The 23,916-nt window shown below is 73.0% G+C and carries 22 protein-coding genes and 1 pseudogene; 8 read left to right on the forward strand and 15 right to left on the reverse strand.

The window, feature by feature from the left end; translation table 11 throughout:
- Positions 1 to 8: 8 nt before the first annotated feature.
- From ACFYW5_RS29965 to ACFYW5_RS30015, 11 genes are all read right to left on the reverse strand, one after another.
- Complete coding sequence (locus ACFYW5_RS29965; RefSeq protein ID WP_389420235.1) at positions 9 to 1,034, reverse strand: polyprenyl synthetase family protein; 1,026 nt, start codon at positions 1,032 to 1,034, stop codon at positions 9 to 11.
- The gene (locus tag ACFYW5_RS29970; RefSeq protein WP_389420236.1) at positions 1,031 to 2,065 is read right to left on the reverse strand and encodes a tetratricopeptide repeat protein; all 1,035 of its coding nucleotides are present in this window, start codon (positions 2,063 to 2,065) and stop codon (positions 1,031 to 1,033) included. Before ACFYW5_RS29970 ends, ACFYW5_RS29965 begins: the two co-directional genes overlap by 4 nt.
- Positions 2,066 to 2,242: 177 nt before the next feature.
- Positions 2,243 to 2,920: an AIM24 family protein gene (locus ACFYW5_RS29975; RefSeq protein ID WP_389420237.1), complete on the reverse strand. Its 678-nt coding sequence runs from the start codon at positions 2,918 to 2,920 to the stop codon at positions 2,243 to 2,245.
- A 55-nt stretch (positions 2,921 to 2,975) separates the two neighbouring features.
- Entirely contained in the window at positions 2,976 to 4,457 is a 1,482-nt protein-coding gene (locus ACFYW5_RS29980) for a CAP domain-containing protein (protein ID WP_389420238.1), read from the reverse strand.
- Between the two features lie 108 nt (positions 4,458 to 4,565).
- Positions 4,566 to 5,753 (reverse strand): serine hydrolase domain-containing protein, encoded by a 1,188-nt coding sequence (locus ACFYW5_RS29985; protein ID WP_389420239.1) that lies wholly within the window; start codon positions 5,751 to 5,753, stop codon positions 4,566 to 4,568.
- A gap of 124 nt (positions 5,754 to 5,877) precedes the next feature.
- Complete coding sequence (locus ACFYW5_RS29990; protein WP_389420344.1) at positions 5,878 to 8,799, reverse strand: AAA family ATPase; 2,922 nt, start codon at positions 8,797 to 8,799, stop codon at positions 5,878 to 5,880.
- A 93-nt stretch (positions 8,800 to 8,892) separates the two neighbouring features.
- A complete protein-coding gene (locus tag ACFYW5_RS29995) occupies positions 8,893 to 9,243 on the reverse strand; it encodes a UBP-type zinc finger domain-containing protein (RefSeq protein WP_389420240.1) in 351 nt (116 codons plus the stop codon).
- Entirely contained in the window at positions 9,240 to 10,700 is a 1,461-nt protein-coding gene (locus ACFYW5_RS30000; RefSeq protein WP_389420241.1) for an ATP-binding protein, read from the reverse strand. The genes ACFYW5_RS29995 and ACFYW5_RS30000 overlap by 4 nt, the downstream gene beginning before the upstream one ends.
- Positions 10,697 to 12,373, reverse strand: coding sequence for an FAD-dependent oxidoreductase (locus tag ACFYW5_RS30005; protein WP_389420242.1), 1,677 nt, complete (start codon positions 12,371 to 12,373; stop codon positions 10,697 to 10,699). The genes ACFYW5_RS30000 and ACFYW5_RS30005 overlap by 4 nt, the downstream gene beginning before the upstream one ends.
- A gap of 95 nt (positions 12,374 to 12,468) precedes the next feature.
- Complete coding sequence (locus ACFYW5_RS30010; RefSeq protein WP_389420243.1) at positions 12,469 to 13,101, reverse strand: dihydrofolate reductase family protein; 633 nt, start codon at positions 13,099 to 13,101, stop codon at positions 12,469 to 12,471.
- Between the two features lie 28 nt (positions 13,102 to 13,129).
- Positions 13,130 to 13,483 (reverse strand): VOC family protein, encoded by a 354-nt coding sequence (locus ACFYW5_RS30015; RefSeq protein WP_389420244.1) that lies wholly within the window; start codon positions 13,481 to 13,483, stop codon positions 13,130 to 13,132.
- 61 nt (positions 13,484 to 13,544) lie between these two features.
- On the opposite strand from ACFYW5_RS30015, the gene ACFYW5_RS30020 reads away from it, so the two are divergent.
- Positions 13,545 to 14,420: a universal stress protein gene (locus tag ACFYW5_RS30020; RefSeq protein WP_389420245.1), complete on the forward strand. Its 876-nt coding sequence runs from the start codon at positions 13,545 to 13,547 to the stop codon at positions 14,418 to 14,420.
- Between the two features lies 1 nt (position 14,421).
- Here ACFYW5_RS30020 and ACFYW5_RS30025 read toward each other — a convergent pair whose 3' ends face one another.
- Positions 14,422 to 15,663: a DUF4032 domain-containing protein gene (locus tag ACFYW5_RS30025; protein ID WP_389420246.1), complete on the reverse strand. Its 1,242-nt coding sequence runs from the start codon at positions 15,661 to 15,663 to the stop codon at positions 14,422 to 14,424.
- Positions 15,664 to 15,704: 41 nt separating this feature from the next.
- Positions 15,705 to 16,451: an MBL fold metallo-hydrolase gene (locus ACFYW5_RS30030; protein ID WP_389420247.1), complete on the reverse strand. Its 747-nt coding sequence runs from the start codon at positions 16,449 to 16,451 to the stop codon at positions 15,705 to 15,707.
- Positions 16,452 to 16,601: 150 nt separating this feature from the next.
- Between ACFYW5_RS30030 and ACFYW5_RS30035 the strand changes: the two genes are divergently transcribed.
- The 4 genes from ACFYW5_RS30035 (at position 16,602) to ACFYW5_RS30050 (ending at position 19,911) form a co-directional block, all read left to right on the forward strand.
- A complete protein-coding gene (locus ACFYW5_RS30035; protein WP_389420248.1) occupies positions 16,602 to 17,117 on the forward strand; it encodes a toxin-antitoxin system HicB family antitoxin in 516 nt (171 codons plus the stop codon).
- A 98-nt stretch (positions 17,118 to 17,215) separates the two neighbouring features.
- Positions 17,216 to 18,058, forward strand: coding sequence for a DUF4097 domain-containing protein (locus tag ACFYW5_RS30040; RefSeq protein WP_389420249.1), 843 nt, complete (start codon positions 17,216 to 17,218; stop codon positions 18,056 to 18,058).
- Positions 18,059 to 18,136: 78 nt separating this feature from the next.
- Positions 18,137 to 19,126, forward strand: coding sequence for an ATP-binding cassette domain-containing protein (locus ACFYW5_RS30045; protein ID WP_389420250.1), 990 nt, complete (start codon positions 18,137 to 18,139; stop codon positions 19,124 to 19,126).
- On the forward strand, positions 19,123 to 19,911 hold the full coding sequence (locus tag ACFYW5_RS30050; protein WP_389420251.1) for an ABC transporter permease: 789 nt from the start codon (positions 19,123 to 19,125) through the stop codon (positions 19,909 to 19,911). The genes ACFYW5_RS30045 and ACFYW5_RS30050 overlap by 4 nt, the downstream gene beginning before the upstream one ends.
- A gap of 26 nt (positions 19,912 to 19,937) precedes the next feature.
- On the opposite strand, the gene ACFYW5_RS30055 is transcribed toward ACFYW5_RS30050, so the two are convergent.
- Positions 19,938 to 20,564 carry an alpha-ketoglutarate-dependent dioxygenase AlkB gene (locus ACFYW5_RS30055; RefSeq protein WP_389420252.1) on the reverse strand — a complete coding sequence of 209 codons (627 nt, stop codon included), beginning with the start codon at positions 20,562 to 20,564 and terminating at the stop codon, positions 19,938 to 19,940.
- 154 nt (positions 20,565 to 20,718) lie between these two features.
- Here ACFYW5_RS30055 and ACFYW5_RS30060 point away from each other — a divergent pair, with 154 nt between their 5' ends.
- The gene (locus tag ACFYW5_RS30060) at positions 20,719 to 21,318 is read left to right on the forward strand and encodes a TetR/AcrR family transcriptional regulator (RefSeq protein ID WP_389420253.1); all 600 of its coding nucleotides are present in this window, start codon (positions 20,719 to 20,721) and stop codon (positions 21,316 to 21,318) included.
- 16 nt (positions 21,319 to 21,334) lie between these two features.
- Positions 21,335 to 23,008 (forward strand): FAD-binding dehydrogenase, encoded by a 1,674-nt coding sequence (locus ACFYW5_RS30065; protein WP_389420254.1) that lies wholly within the window; start codon positions 21,335 to 21,337, stop codon positions 23,006 to 23,008.
- A 3-nt stretch (positions 23,009 to 23,011) separates the two neighbouring features.
- On the opposite strand, the pseudogene ACFYW5_RS30070 reads toward ACFYW5_RS30065, so the two are convergent.
- Positions 23,012 to 23,116: pseudogene (locus ACFYW5_RS30070) on the reverse strand (DUF488 family protein); the annotation flags it as partial.
- Positions 23,117 to 23,168: 52 nt separating this feature from the next.
- On the opposite strand from ACFYW5_RS30070, the gene ACFYW5_RS30075 reads away from it, so the two are divergent.
- Entirely contained in the window at positions 23,169 to 23,900 is a 732-nt protein-coding gene (locus tag ACFYW5_RS30075; RefSeq protein WP_389420255.1) for a L,D-transpeptidase family protein, read from the forward strand.
- Positions 23,901 to 23,916 lie beyond the last annotated feature (16 nt).

Genomic DNA, 23,916 nt, shown 5'->3' on the forward strand with positions numbered 1-23,916 from the left:
CACCCGTGTCACAGGTCGCGGCGCACCAGGAAGTCCAGCAGCGCCACCAACTCCCCGGCCGCACTGGCCTCCAGGGGTACGGCGTCCAGGGCGGCCTCGGCGACGGCGATCCGGCGCCGCGCCTCGCCGAGCGCCGCCGACCGGCCGCCCGCCTCCTCGATCAGCTCTGCCGCGCGGCCGAAGTCCTCCCCCGCTTCCAGGAGTTCGGCCAGCCGTCCGGCCGCGGGTGTGCCGAGGGCGGCCAGCACCGGGAACGTCTTCTTGCGTTCCCGCAGATCGCCGTGGACGGGCTTGCCGGTGACCGTGGGATCGCCCCAGATGCCGAGGACGTCGTCGACGATCTGGAAGGCCACCCCGAGGTCGCGCCCGGCCCGGTCCAGCGCGGCGACCGTCCCCGGCGGGGCGCCGCCCAGCGCGGCCCCCAGAGCGGCGGCGCAGCCCAGCAGGGCGCCCGTCTTGTACTCGGCCATCGCCCGGTACTCCTCCGGCCGCACCCGCTCCGGCCCCGTCCACGGCCGGGTCGCGAACAGCAGGTCGTCGGCCTGCCCGCGCACCAGGTCGCCGAGCGCCCCCGACAGCAGCCGTACGGCGCCGCCGCCCCCGGGCGCCGCGGCGAGCGTCCCGACGGCCAGCGCGAACAGCGCGTCGCCCGCGAGGACGGCAGGGCCGGTGCCGTACGCCTTCCACACGGTGGGGCGCCGGCGGCGGTCCTGGTCGCCGTCCATGATGTCGTCGTGCAGCAGGGAGAAGGCGTGCACCAGTTCCACGGCCACCGCGGCGGTCGTCCCGGCCTCGGCGGGGCCGCCCGCGGCCTCCGCGCCGAGCACCGCCAGTGCCTGGCGCACCCCCTTGCCGCCGGCGGTGGCGACCGGGGGGCCGCCCACCTCGCACCAGCCGAAGGAGTAGGCGGCCATCTCGCCGACCCAGGGATGCAGCCGCCCCACGGCCTCGACCAGTGCCGGGCGGACCAACTCCCGGCAGCGGTCCAGCACGTGAACGCCGGAAAGGGGAGCCGCGGAGGGAAGCGCCGTCACCGTCCGGCCTCCGCACCCAGCTCCTCCTGCGCCCGGGCCACCATCTCCCGGGCGTGCTTCAGGCCGATCCGGTCCAAGGTCCGGGCCAGTTCCGCCAGTTCGGCCTCGGTCTCGGCGCTGTCCCGGCCCAGTCGGGCCCTGGACTTGACCAGGCCCAGCCGGGCCAGGGCCTCCCCGCGCGGTTCGCTCATGGCGCGGAACCCGGCGAGCGCCTGCTCGTACAGGCCGCGGGCCTCGGCGTAACGGCCCGCGCGGTACAGGACGTTGCCGCGCATCTTGTGGTTGTAGGCGAGCGCGCCGGAGAGCTTCATGGCCCGGCAGATGGTCTCCGCCTCGGACAGCAGCGCCAGGGCCCGCCCGGTGTCCTTGTCGCGCACCGAGACGATGTCGGCGAGCCCGCGCAGCGCCCAGGCGTGCCCGCGCCGGTCGTCGGCGCGGGCGGCGATCCCGGCCGCCTCCTCGAACAGGGCGTACGCCGTGTCGTAGGCGCCGGTATTGCGGTGGATCTGCGCGATGCCTTCCAGCGCCCACACCGTGTGCCGGGCCTCGCCGCGACGGCGGGCCTCGGCCAGCAACTGCTCGTGCAGCCGCGTCACGGCCTCGTAGTCGCCCTGGATACGGCCGGTCTCGGCGAGGCCGGCCAGGGAGTAACCGCGCACCACGACGTCCCCGCCGCGCTCACCGAGGTCGGCGGCGAGCTGGAGCAGCCGCCGGGCCAGCGCGAACTCCCCGCGCTGCCGGGCCAGGGTGCCGCCGCTCCACAGCGCCCAGGCCATCGCCGCGGTGTCCCCGGCCCGGCGGGCGGACCGGTAGCTGGCCTTCCAGGCCCGGTCCGCCTCGCCGATCCGGCCGAGGCGCCGATGTGCCTCGGCGACGGCGAGCCCGGAGCGGGCCGCCTCGCGGTGCCTCCCGGCCCGCTCGGCGGCCCGCAGCTCCTCGGTGCCGGCGGCCAGGACGTCGGTGAGCGAGGAGTTCACGGACAGGGTGGTCAGGGTGCCCTGGTACTCCGGGGCGAATGCCTTGCCGTACATGGATCCCTCTCGGTCCGTATACACAGCATCTCTACATTGAACGTATACATGGCGTGTATAGGGCGTCGGAAACCGGCCCCGGCCCCCGAGGGGCCAGGGCGGTGTCATCTGTTGCCGATCAAGACGTGGACGGAGCCGACCGGGTTGCCCGTGAGGCGCAGATCACCTCACGGACCGTCAGTGCTGCTGAGGCTTCTGCGGCGTCGCCTCACTCGGCCGTACGACCACGAAGCCCTCACCGCTCAGCACCAGCTGCACGGCCTCCCCGGAGCCGCCGCGCAGCATCGAACCGATGGACTGGGAGCGGTGCAGCGAGGTCGCGAGCCCGGCGCTCCAGCCGACCACCGCGTCCGTGTCGACGTAGACCGGGTACTGCGCCGACACCGGGATCACCAGAGGATTGCCCTCGCAGGCCAGGCCCAGCCGGCCCTGGCCGGTGAACACGCTGTTGAACAGTCCGCCGCCGCTGATGCCGGCCCCCTTCACGGTGGCGATCCGGTACGACAGCGAGGCGTCGAAGCACAGGACGTTACGGCCGTTGACGGTGAACTCGTCGCCGGGGGCGAGCTCGACGACGAAGCAGTTCTGCGCCTCGTGCGCGAACCACGCCTCGCCCTGTCCGCGCACCGCCATCAGCGGCAGCCCTTCCCCGGTGACCGCGCGCTTGAGCATGCCACCCACGCCCTGGCCCTTGCGCTCGAACTGGAGGTTGCCGCGGTAGGCGATCATCGCGCCCTGGCGGGCCAGCATCTCGCCGCTCACCGCGTATCTGATGCATTTGGAGTTCTCGACGGTCATACCCGGCGCGGTGGCGGGCTGGACCATGTGCTCGCTGGAAAACAGATCACCCTTCATGAGGGCATCGTGTCGCGGACGGTGTCCCTCCGCCTAGTTCGTGCGGCAACCTGCCTCAGCCGCCGAAGAGCTGGGTCCAGTACGTGCCCGCTTCGCCGCCGCCCGCGAAGCCGACGCCGATGTGCGTGAAGTCGCGCTTGAGGATGTTGGCGCGATGGCCGGGGCTGTTCATCCAGCCCTGGACGACCTCAGCGGGGGAGCGCTGGCCGCAGGCGATGTTCTCGCCGATCGAGCGCCGCCGGGAGCCCGCCGCGGCCGCCCGGTCCCAGGGCCGGCTGCCGTCGGGGGAGGTGTGGGAGTAGAAGGCCCGCGCGACCATGTCGGCGCTGTGCGCCTGCGCGGCGGCGGTGAGCAACGGGTCGACGGCGAGCGGCGGGAGACCGGCCCCGGCACGCGCCCGGTTGGTGAGTTCCACGACCCGGGTGGCGGTCCTGGCCAGCTCCGCCGGGGTGAAGGGGCGGGCCCAGAGCGCCGTCCAGTAGACGTCCCCGGAACGGGCGGGGGCGCATGCGAACCCGGCGTGGGTGAAGGCCGGGTCGAGCAGGGTGCGCCGGGACCGGTCGGAGCCCAGGCAGTACTCGACGAACTCGGCGGGCGAGCGCGGGCCGGAGACCAGGTGCTCCCCGACGGTCACATACGCGTATCCGGTCGCGGTGACGCGCTGGTGGAGATCCGCACCGTCCAGGCGGTTCCGCGCCGCCATGGCGACGGCGTGGTCACGCGCGGCGGAGCTGAGGCGGGCGTCCAGGGCGACGGGCGGGGCACCGGCCGAGGCACGGGCGGCGTTGACGAGAGGGGCGAAGCCGTGCGGGTCGGAGGGCGCGCCCTCCGGGATGACCATGCCGGGGCCGGGGCCGGGGCCGGGGCTGGCGGGCGGGTTCGCCACGGTGTTCGCCCGGAAGTCCGGGCCGGTGGGTGCGTTCGCCGCGGTGCTTGCCCCGAATGCCGGGCCGGTGGGCGTGCTCTGCGCAGTGTTCGCCCCGAAGCCCGGGCCCGGTCCGGTGGGCGTACTCCCCGCCGTGTTCACCCCGAAGCCCGGGCCCGACCCGGTGGGCGCGTCCTCCGCGATGTCCACCCCGAAGTCGCGCGCCAGGCCCGCCAGTCCGTCGGCGTACCCCTGGCCCAGGGCCCGCAGCTTCCAGTCGCCGCCGCGGCGGTACAGCTCGGCGAGCAGCAGCACGGTCTCCTGCCGGGGGCGCGGTGGGGCGAACCGGGCCAGCGCGCGGCCGCCCGCTCCGGTGACGTGCAGGGTCGGTGAGGGGAGGCCGCCGAGGGCGGTGCCGGGGTCGGCGGGGCTGATGACGACCGTGACCCGGGTGGCGCCCGGCCGCAGCCGCGCGGGGTCGACGGTCAGCGTGTCGCCGTGCAGCCGGGCGCCCGGGGCGGCGGGCTGGTTGTAGAACACGAAGTCGCCGTCGCCGCGGACCTTGCCGGCGTCGTCCGTGATGAGGGCTGACACGTCGAACGGGCCGGGCACCCGGACGGCCACGGCGCCGCCCGGGAGGGGCACATTGCCCCCGGGGACCAACTCGCTCATGGGGCCGTCCTGATGTCCACGTACGCGTCCGAAGAGGGATGTCCGGAAAACGTGCGCCGCCCCGCGAGGGTTCCCGCCCCCTGGACTCAGCGCCGGATCCCCCTGAACTCAGCGCCGGACAGCCCCCGGATCGATCCGCTCGCCGACCGAGGAACCGCGCGTCGCCTTCGGCTTCTTGCCGCAGAACGCCGACTCCAGGGTGCCCAGCATGGTGGTGTGCACCGCGCCGTTGTTGGAGGTGTTGGCGAGCGCCGCCAGGCTGCGCCGCCCGTCCTTGGAGGCGAACGCGTAGGTGTAGAAGCCCTGGACGGCACCCGTGTGCCCGTACACGGACACCCCGCACGACAGGTCCCGGCGCCGCAGCCCGAGCCCGTACGCCTGACCGGAGCCCGCGGGCACCCACCGCTTCATCTGCGCCAGTTGCGCAGCCGAGGTCAGCCGGCCGCCGAGCAGCGCCGACAGGAAGGTGTTCAGGTCCCGCGCGCTGGAGATGACGGCCCCCGCGCTCTGCGCCCAGGAGACCGTCTGCTCGGTGGCGTCGACGAGCGCGGCGCCCGGCGTGTCCGGGGTGAGGTAGCCGCGGGTGTACCGGCCCGGGATGCGGGTGCCGGGGTGGACGTAGAAGGTGTCGGTCAGCTTCAGCGGCTCGATGATCCGATTCTGGTACTCGGCGCGCAGGGAGTTCCCGGTCAGCTTCTTGATGAGCATGCCGGCGACGACGAAATTGGTGTTGGAGTAGGTGTAGGCGCCGCCCGGCGCGGTGGTGCGCGGCCTGGACAGTGAGCGGGCGACCAGCTGCCGGTGGGTGAAGACCTTGGTGCGCACCGCCTCGAAGCCGGGAACCGTCTTGGCGAACATGTCGTTGGTGTAGTCGTACAGGCCGCTGCGGTGGCTCAGGACGTGGCGCACGGTGATCCGGTCGTCGGGCAGCAGCCCGGGCAGATGGCGGTTGACCGGGTCGTCGAGCTTCAGCTTCTTCTCATCGACCAGTTGCAGCAGGACCACGGCGGTGAAGGTCTTGGTGACGCTGCCGATGCGGAACCGGTCGGTGGTGGTGAGGGCGCGCAGCGTGCTGCGGTCGGCGATGCCCGCGGCCGTCGTGGAGACGGTGCCGTGATCGTCGATGCGGGCCATCGCGCCGGGCGCGCCCTGCTGCATCGCGGTGCGCAGGACGCCCCGCAGGGCCGCGAGATCCGGTTCGGGTCCCTGGGGTGCCGCGTGCGCCGGGACTGTCAGGAGGGCGAGGAGGACCGCCGTCCCCCATGCCGTGCCCTTGCCCACCGTTGCCGAGTCCATCCGCGTCCTCTCTCCCTGCTGACACTCCGTCACGGCGACGCACAGTAGTGCCAGGGAGAGGAGAGAAGATGCTCATTCGGGGTCCGACCGGATGCGTCTCACCCGTACGAGAGAGGCGGAAGTCTCAGCCGGACGTCGTCGCCTCCGGCGCGATCAGCCCCTCGCGGTAGGCGACGGCCACCGCCTCACCGCGGCTCGCGGCCCCCAGCTTGGCGAGGATGTTGGAGACGTGGACGCTCGCCGTCTTGCCGCTGATGAAGAGCTCCTCGCCTATCTGCCGGTTGCTGCGGCCGCGGGCCAGCAGCCGCAGCACGTCCTGCTCACGGGCGGTCAGCGGGGACGCGGTCGGTTCCCGCGTGTCCGACAGGCGGGCCCGGCGGATGAGGGCGTCCACCCGTTCCAGCAGCGGCCGCGCGCCCAGCCGCGCGGCCGTCTCCCGTACCGCCGCCGCCTCGACGGCCGCCTCCTCGCGCCGCTCGGCCGTCACCAGCGCCTCGGCGTAGCGGTACCGGCAGCGCGCCCGTTCGTAGGCGTCGCCGTAGTCGACCGCGGCCACCGCCTTGGCCCAGGCCGCCACGTCGGGTCCCGTGGTCGCCCGCAACCACTCGGCCTCGGCGCGGGCCAGCCACGCCATGCCCTCCGGACCCTGCGGCGTCCGGTTGGCGCTGTGCGCGGCCGAGTCCCGCGCCAGCTCCATCAGCTCCGTCGCGGTGTCCGCCCAGCGCCCGGCACCTGCCTCGTCGCCGCCGTGCCGCAGCTCGACAGCGCGGTCGGCCACGGCGGACAGCGCCAGCGCGGCGAGCCGTACCGTCACATCGGGGCGGAAGCCCGCCTCGTCGGTGAGCGCCTCCACCGTGGACCGCACCCGCTCGACCGCCGCCTCCGGATCGCCCGCCAGGGCGGCGGCGTCGGTCAGCACGATGCCCGCGATCAGCGTGGCCATCCAGTCGAACGGCCCCTCCAGCAGCGCCCGGGCCCGGTCGGCGCCCGTCAGGTCCCCGCGCGCCAGCGAGACGTACCAGGCGGGCCCGGACGTGTAACCGCCCGCGGGCGGCAGCATGTCGGCGTCGCTCGCCGCGGCCCGCAGGCACTCGTCCCAGCGGCCCAGCGTGTACAGCACCAGCAGCCGGAGATAGCGCATCTCCATCGGATACGACGAGGACAGCAGCCCGGCGCGGCGGGCCCGGTCGAGCCCTTCGGTCAACCACGGCAGGCACTCCTCCAGCTCGCCCGCCTCGTAACTGCCCATGGCGAAGTGGAGCAGGGCCCGCAGCTCCACCGCCGCGTTGCCCGCCGTCCGCGCCAGGTCCCGCGCCTCGCGCAGCCGCGCCCGGCCCTCGGGACTGCGCCGGCCGTCGCCCTCCAGGATCGCCAGTGAGACGAGCAGGTCGGCCCGGGCGTCCGTGACTCCCAGCCGCTCGGCGACGGCCAGCGCCTCGTGGGCCACCCGCAACGCCGTTTGTCCCTCCCCGACCTGACGCGCCGCCAGTACATGGGTGGCGGCCGCCCACACCCAGGTGGGCGACGGAGGATCGGCGGGGATCAGGGTCAGCGCCTCACTGCTGTGGGCGAAGGCGGCGCTCAGGTTGTCGACGGTCATCAGATTGCCCGCGAGGGTGTAGCGGACCCGGGCGGCCAGCTCCGAGTCCTCCTGCTGGTCGACGCCCGCCAGCGCGGACCGGGTCAGCGCGACCGCGCGGTGCGCCTCCCCGGCGTGCGCGGCGGCCGAGGAGGCGCGCAGGGTGAGCGTCACCCGGTCGTGGCCCTCGCCCGAGGGGCGCGCGGACGGCTCCACCGACGGCCACAGATCGAGCACCGCCTCCAGGTGCCGCAGCTCCTCGGCGGGCGCACCGACCCGCCGGGCGTGGTCGGCGGCCTCCAGCGAGGCGGTGAGCGCCTCGGCGAGCTCATGGCTCTCGCGGTAGTGGTGGGCGCGCTCGGCCGCGGTCTCGGCGCGCCGGGGCCGGCCGGCGAGCAGCCGGGCGAACGCACCGTGCAGCCGGGACCGTTCGCCGGGCAGCAGATCGGCGTAGACCGCCTCCCGCGCCAGGGCGTGGCGGAAGGAGTACGTGTCACCGTCGCCGGGGACCAGCAGTTGCCGGCCCAGGGCCTCGCGCAGCGCCGACTCCAGCTCTGCCTCGGGCAGTCCGGCCGCATCGCGCAGCAGATCGTGCTCGACGCGCCGCCCGGCGACCGCGGCGGTGCGCAGCACCTGCTGGGCGGTCTCGGACGGTTGCTCGAAGCGGATCAGCAGGACGTCGGCGAGACCGCTCGGCACCCCGCCGGCCTCGGTGTCCGTGGCCGCGAGGAGTTCCTCGGCGTAGAAGGCGTTGCCCTCGGCGCGCTCGACGATCCTGCGGACCGTGGTCTCCGGCAGCGGGCGTTCCTCCAGGGCCCGTACCAGCTCGGCCACTTCGGTGTCGTCGAGCGGCCGCAGTTCCAGCCGCTCCACCGCGGGCAGCCGGACCAGCTCCGCCAGCAGCGCGCGCAGCGGATGCCGCCGGTGCAGATCGTCCGCGCGGTAGGAGGCCAGCAGCGCGACCCCGCCCGCCGGCCGCTGGAGCACGCCCCGGCTGAGCAGGAACCGCAGCAGATCCCGGGAGGACTGGTCGGCCCAGTGCAGGTCCTCCAGGACGAGCAGCAGCGGCGCGGTGTCGGCCAGGTCGGCCAGGAGCGCGGCCATGCCCTCGAACAGCTGGAGCCGGGAGTCCCGCGCGGTGTCCGTGCCACCGCCCAGCATCCGGCCCACGACCGGATGTCCCGCGAGCACGTCGGCGAACCGCGGATCCGCGGCGAGCGCGCCGAGCACCTCGGTGAACGGCAGATACGGCAGACCGACGTCACCGAGGTCGACGCAGTGGCCGGTGAGGACGGTCATGCCGTCCGCCGCGCCCCGCGAGGCGATCTCGTCCAGCACCCGGGTCTTGCCGACTCCGGCGTCCCCGGCGACCAGGACGGCCCGCGCCTCCCCGGCACGGGCACGCTCCAGCACACCGAGGAGCCGGGCCAGCTCGTGTTCTCGGCCGATGAGGGGCGCGGGGGCCATGGTCTGCGTCACTCGCTCATCCTGGCACGCGTGTGCGACGGAAGTGGGTGCGGGGAACGGCGTGACCAGCCACGGCCCGCCCCGCCCCCTGCCTCAGGCGCGCCGCAGCGCCTGGGCCCAGTCCGCGGGCACCCGCCCCGCGGGCCCCGGCGAGGGCTGCTCCGCGGGACGGCTGACCGGCGGCGCCAGCTCCGGCCCCGACTCGTACAGCTCGGAGGAGCCGTAGTCCCAGAACCACTCCTCGCCCGGCTCGTAACTCTGCACGACCGGATGCCCGGTGGCCTTGAAGTGCCCGGTGGCGTGCTGTCCGGGAGAGGAGTCGCAGCACCCCACGTGCCCGCACTGGGCACACCGGCGCAGATGGAACCACCATCCGCCGTGCTCGTCGCATTCCACGCACCCGGCGCCGCTGGGCGGCGCGCCGGGATCGATTCCCTCGGTCATACGGACTCCTCGTTCGTGTCGTCGCCAGCGGCGGCGGTGAGCGGAAGCAGCACCTGGAACCGTGTGTCGCCCGGCTCGGACTCCACCTGGAGGGACCCGTGATGCTTGTTGACCACGATCCGCCAGGAGATGTCCAGACCCAGGCCGGTGCCCTCGCCGACGGGCTTGGTGGTGAAGAAGGGGTCGAAGATCCGTCCGCGGATCTCCCGCGGGATGCCGACGCCGGTGTCGCGGAACTCCACCAGCAGCCGGTCGTGCTCCCGAGCCGTCCGCACGGTCAGCGTCCCTTCCCCGCCCGCGCTGGTGATGGCGGAGACCGCGTTGTCGATGAGGTTCGTCCACACCTGGTTCAGCTCCGCCGGGTAGGCGGGGATCTCCGGGAGGCTGCGGTCGTACTCCTTGACGACCTTGATCCGCGGGCCGGTCTTCCCCGAGAGCATCAGCAGGGTGCTGTCGAGGAGTTCATGGACGTCGACGCTGCGGAAGGGGGCGCGGTCGAGCTGCGAGTACTGCTTGGCGGCGTCGACCAGATGCGAGATACGCGTGGTGGAGTCCGCGATCTCGTCCATCAACAGCTCGGTCTCCACCGTGTAGTTGAGCCAGCCGATCGCCCCCGGGAGGATGTCCTGGTCCACGGCCGCGGCGACCTGCTCCAGCCAGTCGACGTCAAGTCCGGCCTGCACGAAGGCCGGTGCGAGCCGCCAGCCCTCGGTGATGCCGTGGTCGTCGAGCCAGTCGGTGAGCGCGTCCTCGCGGTCGGCCGCCTCCAGCGGGCCCAGGGCCGGTGCCTTGCCGACGCGTTCGGCGGTGCGCTCCTGGATGTCGATGAGGCTCGCCAGGCTCTCGCGCGGGTACGGGCCGGAGGAGATCACGGCCAGCTTGTGCCGCATCTTCGCCACCCGCTCGCGCAAGGAGGCGGTGGCCCGTACGGCCGCCGCCGCGGGGTTGTTGAGCTCGTGGGTGAGACCTGCCGACAACGAGCCGAGCGCCAGCAGCCGTTCGCGCTGGCCGATGACCCGCTGGGTGTTCTTCGAGCCGAAGAAGAGCCCCTCCAGCAGGTGCACGGCCATCGGGAACCATTCCTGCATGATGGCCGCGAACGTGTCGGCGGGCAGCACGAAGAACCGCGTCGGCTCCGTCACGCGCATGGAGTTGTTGTAGACCTGCCGCTCCCGGTCGCCGAGATAGGCCTGCATGGCCCCCGCGTACGCGCCGCGCTGGGAGCTGCGGATCACCTCCACGTCGTCCGTGCCGACCCGGCGGGACAGCACCACCGTGCCCTCGACCAGGACGTAGAAGCAGGTGGCCGGTTCGCCCTCCGTGTACACCGGCCCCGGGTCGAACCGCTCCACCCGGCCCTCGGCGCACAGTCTGCCGAGCTGCTCGGGGGAGAGCTTCTCGAACAGGAACAGCGAGCCGATCTCCGCGGGGCTGCACGGCACGGGCCGGCCGCTCACGACTGCTCCAGATAGCGGTGGACGAGCATCACGGCCATGGCTCCCTCTCCTACGGCGGACGCGACCCGCTTGGCTGACTCGGCGCGCGCGTCGCCGGCCACGAAGACGCCCGGCACATTGGTCTCCAGGTGGTACGGCGGCCGGTCCAGCTCCCAGTCCGTCGGCGGCCGTCCGTCGGGGGTGAGGTCGGGCCCGGCGAGGATGAAGCCGCCGCTGTCGCGCAGCACGGTGCCGTCCAGCCAGTCGGTCAGCGGGGCGGCGCCGATGAAGACGAACAGCCACTGGGCGTCGACGAGTTCGCTCTCCCCGCTGTCCAGGTCGCGCAGCGTCAGCTGTTCCAGGTGGCCGTCGCCGTGGGCGGCCTCGACGACCGTCCGCGGGCGGACACCGATGTTGGGCGCCTCGTTGATCTGCTGGATCAGATAGTGCGACATCGACGCCGACAGATCCGCCCCGCGCACCAGCAGCGTCACCGACTTGGCGCCCTTGGACAGGTACATCGCCGCCTGCCCCGCGGAGTTGGCGCCGCCGACGATGTACACGTCCTGCCCCTGGCAGGAGGGCGCCTCGGTCAGCGCGGAGCCGTAGAAGACGCCGCAGCTGGTGAGTTCGGCGCAGCCGGGTGCCTGGAGCTGGCGGTAGGAGACACCGGTCGCCAGGATCACGCTGTGCGCGGCGATGGCCGAGCCGTCGGAGAACCGCACGAGCCGCGCGGCGCCGCTGACCTCCAGGCCGGTGACCTCGCGGGCGGTGAGGACCTCGGCGCCGAACTTGGCGACCTGCCGACGGGCCCGGTCGGTGAGCTGGGCGCCGGAGACGCCGTCCGGGAAGCCGAGGTAGTTCTCGATCCGCGAGCTCTGCCCGGCCTGCCCGCCGGTGGCCGATCGCTCCACGAGCACCGTCCGCAGTCCCTCGGACGCCCCGTACACCGCGGCGCCGAGCCCGGCCGGGCCGCCGCCGATGACGACGAGGTCGTAGAATTCGGCGGTCGGCGTGGTGGCGAGGCCGACGTGCGCGGCGAGCTCCGGCGCGTCCGGCTCGACCAGCGGTGTCCCCTCCGGCGTGATCACCAGCGGCAGCCGCTGCCCGTCCTCGCCCGCGGCGGCGAGCAGCCGCCGCCCCTCGGGCTCGTCGGCGGAATACCAGCGGTAGGGCACCTGGTTGCGGGCGAGGAACTCCCGTACGTCGGACGACCGGGCCGACCACCGGTGCCCGACGACCTTGGTGGCGGGCACCGGCCGGTACTCGCTGCTCCGCCAGGCCTCCAGCAGGTCGTCCAGCACGGGGTAGAGCTTCTCCTCGGGCGGATCCCACGGCTTGAGCAGGTAATGGTCGAGATCGACGACGTTGATGGCGTCGATGGCCGCGCTGGTGTCGGCGTACGCGGTGAGCAGGATCCGTCGCGCGCCGGGGTGGATGTCCATGGCCCGCTCGAGGAACTCGATGCCGTTCATCTGCGGCATCCGGTAGTCGGCCAGGATCACGGCCACGAGATCGCCGCGCAGCTTCAGCTCCCGCAGCGCCTGAAGCGCGGACTCCCCGGACTCCGCGCGCACGATCCGGTACGACTCGCCGTAGCGCCGCCGCAGGTCACGGGCGACGGCGCGGGAGACCCCCGGGTCGTCGTCCACGGTCAGGATGACGGTCCGCGCGGATTCGGCGGCCTGTGCCATACGTCTCCCACCCCGAGAGTGTCCGGTGCCGGGGCACGGCGACCGCAGCCGCCGGGCCGGCTGTGGCCATCGTATGTTCGATCGCCGCGCTCCGCTCAGCCGATCGCCTCGCCCAGCACCCGGTAGGTCAGGTGGGTGACCTGGCTCGCCGCGCGGGACGCCACCTGCTCCAGCCGCAGCGGCGGGACGCCCTCGAACAGGCGCGTGCCGGCGCCGATCGTGAGGGGCGCGATGTGCAGCCGCAGTTCGCCGGCCAGGCCGGCGGCGAGGTACTGGTTGACGGTGGTGGCGCCGCCGTGGACCAGGACCTCGCGGTCGCCCGCCGCCGCGCGTGCCTGCGCCAGGGCCGACTCGATCCCGTCGGTGACGAAGTGGTACGTGGTGCCGCCGGCCATCGGCTGCGGCTCGCGCGCGTGGTGGGTGAGCACGAACACCGGCGCGTGGAACGGCGGGTTCTCGCCCCACCAGCCGTTCCACTGCCTGTCCCACGCGCCGCGCACGGGGCCGAACATGTTGCGGCCCATGATGAAGGCCCCGGCACCGGCCAACTGGTCGATCTCCGCCCGGTTCTCGTCGGGGGTGTCGAACATCCAGGCGTGCAGCCCGGCGCCCGAGCCGTCCCCGCCGTCGTCCCCGAAGGGGCGTTCCTCGCTCTGGTGCAGTCCGGCCGAGTAGCCGTCGGCCGAGACCGTGAGGTCGCAGACCACCTTGCCCGTGCGTTCGCTCATCGCGTTCTCCTCCGTCGCGTGGGTGCGGTCAGCGGTGCCGTGCGGCCAGTACGCAGAACTCGTTGCCCTCGGGGTCCGCCAGCGTCACCCACGGCTGCTCGCCCTGACCGACGTCCGCGGGGCGGGCGCCCAGGGCGAGCAGCCGGGAGACCTCGGCCCGCTGGTCGTCCGGGCGGAAGTCGAGGTGCAGCCGGTTCTTGCCCGCCTTCTCCTCCGGGACCGGGACGAAGATCAGGCCCGGGATGCGGTCCGGCGCCGGGCGGATCTCGTACTCGTCGGCGGAGTCGTTCAGGACCGTCCAGCCGAGGGCCGCCGCCCACCAGGCGCCCAGGGCCGCCGGATCCGCGGAGTCCACGACCACTTGCTCCCACTGCAATGCCATGGGCGCAGGGTAGTGAAGACTGTGGTCACCGACGTGACCGCGACACAGGAGGAAACCCGCAATGACGCGCCCGATCACGGCAGGATTCGACGGGACCGAGGAGAGCATCGCCGCCTTGGGCTGGGCGGCTCGGGAGGCGGTTCGGCGAGGGCTCGCGCTGCGGGTGGTGCACGCCTGGCGGTTCCAGGCGCTGGAGACGGTCGAGGAGGCCGATCCCGACACGCAGGCCCAGTGGGCGCGGGAAGCGGTGGCGGCGGCCGCCCGGGAGATAGAGGAGCGGCATCCCGGTCTGGAGGTGTCGACGGACGCCTTGGAGGGCGGGCCCGTCGACGCGCTCGTCGCCGCCGCCGAGGACGCCGAGATGCTCGTCCTGGGGTCCCGGGGACATGGCGTGGTCGTCGGGTTCCTGCTCGGCTCCGTCGGGCAGCAGGTGATCGTGGAGGCCGAGCGGCCCGTCGTGCTCGTCCGGGCCGATGACAAGCCCTCGGCCGAGGTCGCCGGACACGAGATCGTCGTCGGTCAGCAGGGCGATCCGGAGGACAGCGCGGCGGCGCTGCGGTTCGCGTTCGAGACGGCCGCGGCGCGTGGTGCCACGGTGCGGGCCGTACGGGCCTGGACGCTGCCGCCGCTGTTCGCGTACAGCCCGGGCTCGCTGAAGCTGCTCGACGACGCGGGCGGGCTCGAGCCGTTCGAGCAGAAGGCGCTGGCGGCGGCCCTGCAGCCGTGGCGGGACCGGTTCCCGGACGTCCATGTGGTGGAGCACGTCGAGATGGGCAGCGCGGGGCAGGTGCTGTTGTCGGTGGCCGGGCGGGCGCAGCTGATGGTCGTCGGGCGCCGCGCCCACCGTACGGCCGTGGGCGCGCGGATCGGCTCGGTCGCGCACGGCGTGCTGCACCACGCCGGCTGCCCGGTGGCCGTGGTGCCGCCCGCGTCCTGAGTCAGCCCGCCTCCCCCGAGGTGGGCTGGAGCGTCTCCCGGGCCCTGGGGAGGATGTTCTTGATGTAGTCCTCGACGGCCGTGTCCAGCCCTATGTCGTGCTGTGAGCGCTCCGACAGGTACCAACGGTGTTCGAGGAGTTCGTGGTAGATCTCCGCGGCGTCCATCGAGCCGCGCAGTTCGAGCGGGACCGCCCGTACCGTCGGGCGGAACACGTCCCGCACCCAGCGGTGGGCGAGGACCTCGGGGCGGGCGGCGAGGGGGTCGCCCGGGGCGTAGTCGTCCTGGGTGGCCATCCAGCTCTCCAGGTCGTTCAGCAGCCGCCGGGCCTGGTTCTCCTCGGTGTCCAGGCCGGTCAGGCGCAGGAGCTGGCGCTGGTGGTGGCCGGCGTCGACGACCTTGGGGACGAAGGTGACGGTGTCGCCGTTGGAGGAGTGCTCGATCTGCATCTCCGCGACGTCGAAGCCGAGGTCGTTGAGGCGGCGTATCCGGCGCTCTATGTAGTGGTACTTGCCCGCCGGGTAGACCGAGGTGCGGGTCAGCTCCTGCCACAGGCCCCGGTAGCGGGCGCAGATCTCGGTGCCGAACTCGATCGGGTCCACCGACGGGTGCAGCGCCCCGGAGGCCTCCAGGTCCAGCAGCTCGCCGCTGATGTTGACGCGGGCGAGGTCGAGGTCGTAGTCCCGCTGGCCGGGGCTGAGCCGGGGGTGCAGGTCGCCGGTCTCGGCGTCGACCAGATAGGCGGCGTAGGCGCCCGCGTCGCGCCGGAAGAGGGTGTTGGACAGCGAGCAGTCGCCCCAGGCGAACCCGGCCAGGTGGAGCCGCACCAGCAGCACGGCCAGGGCGTCCATCAGCCGGTGCATGGTCGCCGGGCGCATCGTCGTCTCGAACATCGAGCGGTACGGCATGGAGCCGCCGAGGTGCCGGGTGACCAGCACCGACTCCAGAGGTGCGCCCTCGGCGTCGAGGCGTCCGGTGACGACGGCGAGGGGGTCCACCGCCGGGATGCCGATCCGGTCCAGGTCGCGCAGCAGCTCGTACTCGCGCAGGGCGGGGCGTTCGGCGAGCTCCTTGACCGCGATGACCTCCTCCCCGGCGCGGGCGTAGCGCACGACGTGCCGGGAGATACCGCGCGGCAGCGGCACGAGGTACTCCTCGGGCCACTCCTCGAGGGGCAGGTGCCAGGGCAGCTCCAGCAGGAGCGCGGGGTGCTCCGGGTTGGTCGCGCTGATCTGAAGGGCCATGGGCGGGGTGTCCTCGTCTCGCCGGTGATCGTCACCTCACCCTAGACGGCGCGCTCCCTGGCCTGAAGTGCCGCTTCACGGACCGGACCGCGGTGGGCGGGGCCGTGGCCCGGCAGGAGCAGGTCGGCCTCCAGAGCGCCGAGCAGGTCCAGCGAGGCCAGGGCGCGGGCACGTTCGCGGTGGAACATGCCGAGCAGCAGATGCGGGCCCTCGACGCGGGAGGTCGGGTGGCCGCTGACCAGGGCGTCCCCGGTGATCAGGGCGCCGCTGTCCGGCAGGTGGAAGGCGCAGTGGCCGTCCGTGTGGCCCGGCGTGTGCACCGGCACCGGACGTCCCGGCAGATCGAGCGGGGCGCCCGTCGCGAAGGCCGCCGGCGCGGTGACCGGGACGTGCGCCGTGCCGCCGGAGCGGAGGGCGTGCAGCGCCCACGGCACGACGCCCGGCCGCCAGCCGTTCCGCAGGACCTGGCCCACGGACACCTGGTGCAGGAACTCCCGCCGGGCGTGCGGCACTTCGGCCTCGTGCAGCAGGACGGGCGTGCCGTACGTCGTCCGCAGGAACTCGGCCGAACCCACATGGTCGTTGTGGGCGTGCGTGATCAGTACGGCGGCCACCGCCTGCGGTGAACTCCCCACCTCCGTGAGGGAGGCGAGCAGTTGCTCCCGGTCGCCCGGGTAGCCGGTGTCGATCAGCGTGGCCGCGTCACCCTCGGTCAGGATCACCCAGTTGGTGTTGCTGCCGTGCACCAGATAGATGGCGTCGGCCACTTGCCGCACGTCCGCCCGCATGACCGTCCCCCGTTCCGAGGTTGCCGCTCGACGGGATCAGCAAAGCAGATCACGCGGCGGGCGCCGGGCCGGGTGCGTCCTGGTGCCACGTGACGCCGCTTGGCGCCATCCTGGTTGCGCATGGCGTCATCGTGGTGCCACTATGGCGCCATGGACCTCACCCCGTACGTCGAAACCCTCCGCCGAGAACTGGCGGTGGCCGCCGAGGCCGGCGGTGACCAAGCCCGCGAGCTGGCCGAACGCCTCACCGCTCCGCTGGAGTCGGCGGCCCGGCTGACCCTGCTCAACGTGCTCTCGGACGCGATGGACGAGATCACCCGCGAGCTGGCCCCCGGCTCGGTCGACGTACGGCTGCGCGGACTCGACCCCGACTTCGTGGTGACTGTGCCGCCCGCCTACGACAGCGCCCCGGCGCAGCCCGCCGCGCCCGCCGAACCGCTCACGCCGGTGGCGGACGCCGAGGAGGGCGGCACCGCCCGGGTCAATCTGCGTCTTCCGGCCCACCTCAAGGCGCGCGCCGAGGAGGCCGCGAGCCGCGAGGGCCTGTCGGTCAACGCCTGGCTGGTACGGGCCGTGTCGGCGGCGGTCGACGGCGGCCCGGCGCGCCCGCGCCCCACGGAGAGGACCCGCACGGTCGGGCAGAGCTTCACGGGCTGGGTGCGCTAGGCCCACGGTCCAGCCCTCATCGCGGACCGCACCCCGGCACGTCACCCCATCACGTCCCCCTGCGGGACGACCCACGGACTCACGAGGACGGTACAGCCATGCCCGCATTCGACACTCCCGGACCGATTTCGGTCAGCGCCCGCGTGGACGCCGGTTCCCTCCGGTTCTCCGCGGGCGACCGCCTCGACACGGTCGTCGAGGTACGGCCCCGCGATCCGAAGAGGGACCGGGATGTGCGCGCCGCCGAGGTGACCGAGGTCTCCTACGCGAGCGGTGTGCTGACCATCCGGACCAAGCACCGCCGTCTCGTCGGGCCCAGCGGCGTCGTCGACGTGGTCGTCGACCTGCCCACGGGCTCACGTGTCGACGCGACCGGCGCCTGGGCCCAGATGCTCGGCGAGGGCCGGCTCGGCGAGGTCCGCGTGAAGACCGCGGTCGGTGACATCCGCCTCGACACCACGGGTCCGGCGGAGCTGAGCGCGTCGCACGGCCAGATCACCGTGGACCGGGTCGAGGGCAGGGCCGAGATCACCTGCAGCACCGGCAATGTGCGCGTCGGCACCGTCGACGGCCCCGCCGTCCTGAAGAACTCGCACGGCGCCACGATCGTCGGCGCCGTGACCGGCGAGCTGCGGGTGAGCGGCGCCAACGGCGCCATCGACATCGCGCGCGCCGAGAGCTCGGTCACCGGCACCTCGACCAACGGTCCGCTGCGCGTCGCCGATGTCGCACGCGGGGAGGTCCGGTTGGAGACCTCCAACGGGTCCATCGAGGTCGGCATCCGCGAGGGCGCCGCCGCCTGGCTCGACGTCAGCTCCAACCGCGGACAGGTGCGCAACGCGCTCGCCGTGTCCGAAGCCCCGGCGCAGACCGAGGACGCCGTCACGGTCCGCGCCCGGACCAACTGGGGCAACATCGACGTCCTGCGCGCCAAGGCCTGATCCTGCGGTCGGCCTCGACCCGCTCACTTCTCCCACTTCTTCAGCCTTCGAACGGGGGGCGCCATGCCTTCATCTGTCATGCCCACGTCCAGTCCGAGCGGCGGTCGCCCGACTCCGGCCGCCGTCGTTGCCGTCGGTCTGCGCAAGTCGTACGGCGACCGGACGGTCCTGGACGGCGTCGATCTGCGGATCCCGGCCGGGTCCGTGTTCGCGCTGCTCGGGCCGAACGGCGCCGGCAAGACCACCGCGGTGAAGATCCTCTCCACGCTCATCACCGCCGACGGCGGCCGGGCCGAGGTCGCGGGTCACGACCTCGCCACCGATCCGCAGGCCGTGCGTGCCGCGATCGGCGTCACCGGGCAGTTCTCCGCCGTGGACGGTCTGATCACCGGCGAGGAGAACATGCTCCTCATGGCGGACCTGCACCATCTGTCCCGGCGCGAGGGACGACGGGTCACCGCCGAGCTGCTGGAGCGCTTCGACCTCACCGAGGCCGCGAGGAAGCCCGCCGCCACCTACTCCGGCGGCATGAAACGCCGACTGGACATCGCCATGACCCTGGTCGGCGATCCGCGGATCATCTTCCTCGACGAGCCGACCACCGGGCTCGACCCGCGCAGCCGCCACACCATGTGGCAGATCATCCGTGAACTGGTCACCGGCGGCGTCACGGTGTTCCTCACCACCCAGTACCTGGAGGAGGCCGACGAACTCGCCGACCGTATCGCCGTGCTGCACGACGGCAGGATCGCCGCCGAGGGCACCGCGGACGAGCTGAAGCGGCTCATCCCCGGCGGCCACGTCCGGCTCCGCTTCTCCGACCCGGCCGCCTACCGCTCCGCCGCCTCCGCGCTGCGCGAGACCACCCGCGACGACGAAGCACTGGCGCTCCAGATCCCCAGCGGCGGAAGCCAGCGCGAACTGCGCGCCATCCTCGACTGGCTGGATGCCACCGGGGTCGAGGCCGACGAGCTGACCGTGCACACCCCCGACCTCGACGACGTGTTCTTCGCCCTCACCGGCGGCGCCGCGACCGTCCCCGACCAGCCGAAGGAGAACGCCCGATGAGCTCCCTCGCTCTCGCCGTGCGCGACTCGTCCACGATGCTGCGCCGCAACCTCCTGCACGCCCGGCGCTATCCGTCCCTGACCCTCAACCTGCTGCTGACGCCGGTCGTCCTGCTGCTGCTCTTCGTCTACGTCTTCGGCGACGCCATGAGCGCGGGCATCGCCGGCGCCGCCGACCGCTCTGTGTACGTCGCCTATGTCGTCCCGGGCATCCTGATGATGACCATCGGCGGCACGGTAGTCGGCAGCGCGGTGTCCGTCGCGATGGACATGTCCGAGGGCATCATGGCCCGTTTCCGCACGATGGCGATCCACCGCGGGTCGGTGCTCATCGGGCATGTCCTCGGCAGCGTCCTCCAGGTGATCATGAGCGTGGTGCTGGTGGGTGCCGTCGCCGTGGCCATCGGCTTCCGGTCCCATGGGGCCACGGTCCTGGAGTGGCTGGCGGCGTTCGGCCTGGTCACGCTCGTCGCCCTGGCGCTGACCTGGATCGCGGTCGGGATGGGCCTGGTCAGCCCCAACGCCGAGGCGGCGAGCAACAACGCGCTGCCGTTGATCCTGCTGCCGCTTCTGTCGAGCGCTTTCGTGCCGATCGAGGCGATGCCGGGGTGGTTCCAGCCGGTCGCCGAGTACCAGCCGTTCACGCCGGCCATCGAGACCCTGCGCGGGCTGCTGCTGGGCAGCGGGATCGGTCACAACGGGTGGCTCGCGGTGGCCTGGTGCCTGGGCCTGTCGGCGCTGGGATACGTCTGGTCGAAGGCGTCCTTCGGCCGCGACCCGAAATGACGGGGTTCACCGCACCATGACAGGGGTCACTGCACCCCGTGCGGCCGGAACTGGATGCTGATGCGCGGTCCAGTGGCGCGCGAGCTCTTCGGGACCGCGTGCTCCCAGGTCCGCTGGCAGGAGCCGCCCATCACGATCAGGTCGCCGTGGCCCAGCGGACGCCGCAGGGTCTCGCCCCCGCCCATCGGGCGCAGCAGCAGATCCCGGGGCGCGCCCACCGAGAGAATCGCGACCATCGTGTCCTCGCGGGCACCCCGGCCGATCCGGTCGCCGTGCCAGGCGACGCTGTCCCGGCCGTCGCGGTAGAAGCACAGCCCCGCCGTGGTGAACGGCTCGCCCAGCTCCTCGGCGTAGTGCGCGCTCAGCGCGGCCCGCGCCTCGTCCAGCACCGGATGCGGCAGCGCGTCGCGCACCCCGTAGAACGCGAGCAGCCGAGGCACGTCGACGACGTGGTCGTACATCTTCCGGCGCTCGGCGCGCCAGGGCACCTCGGCGGCGAGCTGTCCGAACAGGGTGTCCGCGCCGCCGAGCCAGCCGGGCAGCACGTCGATCCAGGCGCCCCGGCCGAGCGTGGTCCGGCGGATCCCGTCGAGGGACCCGAGCCTCACCTGGTCCGTCTGGTCGAAGAGGGATCCCTGGAGGTGCGTGTTCATGGATCCAGCGTACTCCTTAATCGAAAGTCTGTTCCTATCCGCAGTCGGGTCTGACCAGCCCCTTTCGATGCACTGGTGTATCGGATACATTCACGCATCGAACGACGGACCGACCGGGAAGGCGGCCAGGGTGGCGGAGCAGACGGCACGGCGCGTGACCAGGCGTCGCGTGCGCACCCGGGCCAATCTGCTCGACGCCGCCTTCGAGGTCTTCGCCGCCAAGGGCTTCGGCCGGGTGTCGATCGAGGAGGTCTGCGAGGCCGCCGGCTACAGCCGGGGCGCCTTCTACTCCAATTTCGCCAGCCTCGACGAACTCTTCTTCGCCCTGTACCGGCAGCGCGCCGACCTGATCGCCGAGCAGGTCGCGGGTGCGCTGGCGCTGGACGGGCCCGCGCTCGACGTACCGGAGTCCGTGGACCGGGTCACCGAGGTTTTGCTGCTCGATGTGGAGTGGCTGCTGGTGAAGACCGACTTCCTGGTGCACGCGGCCCGGGACCCGGCCGTCGCGCAGAGCCTGCTGGAGCACCGCGAGCGGCTGCGCGCGGCCATCGCCGACCGGCTCGGCCGGGCCACCGGGCACACCCGGCTGCCCGCCGTGTTGGGCGGCATCGACGGCGCCGCGCGCGCGGTCGTCGCCGCCTACGACGGGGTCACCACCCAACTGCTGCTGGACAAGGACGTCGACAGCGCCCGCGCCTGGCTCAAGCAACTGCTCACCGCCCTGCTGACCGACGGCAGCGGCACTCCCCACTGAGGAAGGGAACGGTCGCATGGATGCCGACGTCATCGTCGTCGGAGCGGGCCTCGCGGGCCTGGTCGCCGCACATGAACTCACCAGCCGGGGCCGCCGGGTCGCCCTGGTGGACCAGGAGAACGCCAACAACCTGGGCGGACAGGCCTTCTGGTCGTTCGGCGGGCTGTTCCTCGTCGACTCGCCGGAGCAGCGGCGCCTGAAGATCAAGGACTCCTTCGAGCTGGCCTGGAACGACTGGCAGGGCAGCGCCGGGTTCGACCGCGTCGACGACGAGGACTCCTGGGCGGTGCGCTGGGCGCGGGCCTACGTGGAGTTCGCGGCGGGGGAGAAGCGGTCCTGGCTGGCGGGGCACGGCATCACGTTCCTGCCCACCGTCGGCTGGGCCGAGCGCGGCGACCTCAGGGCGCACGGCCACGGCAACTCGGTGCCCCGCTTCCACATCGCCTGGGGCACCGGCACCGGCGTGGTCGAGCCGTTCGTGGGGTACGCCGAGCAGGCCGCGCGCGACGGGCTGCTGACCTTCCACCACCGCCACCGGGTCGACGAACTCGTCATCGAGGGCGGCCAGGCGCGCGGCGTGCGCGGCACCGTCCTCGCCGAGGACACCTCGGCCCGCGGCGTGCGGTCCAACCGCGACCGCGTCGGCGACTTCGAACTCACCGCCCAGGCCGTCATCGTGACCACCGGCGGCATCGGCGCCGACCACGACATCGTGCGCCGCTACTGGCCCGAGCGCCTCGGCACCCCGCCCGCCGAGATGGTCACCGGCGTCCCCGCCTACGTGGACGGTCGGATGCTCGACATCAGCGCACAGGCCGGCGTACGGCTGGTCAACCGCGACCGCATGTGGCACTACACCGAGGGCCTGGCGAACTGGGACCCGATCTGGCCCGGCCACGGCATCCGCATCCTGCCGGGACCGTCCTCGATGTGGTTCGACGCGCTCGGCCGCCGGCTGCCCGACCCCTGCCTGCCCGGCTACGACACCCTCGGCACCCTCGAGTACCTGCGCACCACCGAGGACATCGCCGGGTACGACCACTCCTGGTTCATCCTCACCCGGAAGATCATCGAGAAGGAGTTCGCGCTCTCCGGCTCCGAGCAGAACCCCGACATCACCGCCAAGGACCGCACGGGCTTCCTCAAGGAGCGCGTGCTCGGCAAGGGCGCGCCGGGACCGGTCGACGCGTTCCTGCGCAAGGGCGCCGACTTCGTGACCGCCCCCAACCTGGAGCAACTCGTCGAGAAGATGAACGGGTTGACCGAGAAGCCGCTGCTCGACGCGGCCACGGTGCGCCGCCAGATCGAGGCCCGCGACCTCCAACTCACCAACTCCTACAGCAAGGACGCCCAGGTGCAGGGCATCCGCAACGCCCGCCGCTACATCGGCGACCGGCTCGGCCGGGTCGCCACCCCGCACCGCATCCTCGACCCCGCCGCGGGCCCGCTGATCGGCGTCAAGCTGCACATCCTCACCCGCAAGACGCTGGGCGGCATCCAGACCGACCTCGACTCCCGCGCGCTGGGCACCGACGGACAGCCGGTGGACGGGCTGTACGCGGCCGGTGAGGTGGCCGGCTTCGGCGGCGGCGGAGTGCACGGCTACAACGCGCTGGAGGGCACCTTCCTCGGCGGCTGCCTGTTCTCCGGGCGGGCGGCGGGACGGGCCGCCGCACAGCAGACCCGCTGAGCGTCAGCCCAACAGCAGGGCCAGGACGGCCGCGTGACTCTCCTCGGGAGTCTTCGCGGCCGTCAGCAGCGTCACGGCCCCATTCCCCGCCAACTCCCTGACATCTTCGTCACCCCGCGGGGCTGACGGGTTCCTCACAAGTGTCCGGCAAGGTCGACGCATGATCACGCCGAACCCGCGGGCCGCTCTGCTGGCCGCCTGCCTCCTGCTCACCGGATGCGGCACCGGCGCCGCGGCGACCGCCCCGACCACCGCGGCCCCCACGAAAAGCGCGCCCCAGCCGGAGATCTCGCTGGACCTGGCCCCGCAGCAGATCCCGGGCCTCGGCGCCAGGACCTGGGCCGAGGTGCCCTCCGCCACCCGCCAGGCCCTCGTGGTGACCGGACGCGGCAAGAACTCGCCCCACTCCACGGCCGTCCTGTACGAGCGCACCGACGCCGGCTGGCTGGCGGGCCCGAGCCTGCCCGCGCACAACGCGCTCAAGGGCTGGACCGACCACCACCGGGCCGGTGACCTGCGCTCACCCATCGGTGTCTTCACCCTCACTGACGCCGGCGGACGCCTGCGCGACCCCGGGACCCGGCTGCCGTACGACCACGGTCCCGGCTTCACCGCGACCGGTACCGGTTTCGAGGGCGAGCCGCTGGCGGGCTCCTTCGACTACGTCATCGCCATCGACTACAACCGCAAGCCCGGGACCACACCGCTCGACTGGACCCGCCCCCTGGGCGACGGCCGCGGGGGCGGCATATGGCTCCACGTCGACCACGAGGGACCCACCCAGGGCTGTGTGAGCCTCGCGAAGGACCATATGAGAACGCTGCTGCTGGCCCTGGACCCTGACAAGAAGCCCGTCGTCGTCATGGGCGACGCGAAGTCCCTCGCCCGCTGACCGCCTAGGATCCGCC

Source organism: Streptomyces sp. NPDC002779, assembly GCF_042888685.1.
GTDB lineage: Bacteria > Actinomycetota > Actinomycetes > Streptomycetales > Streptomycetaceae > Streptomyces.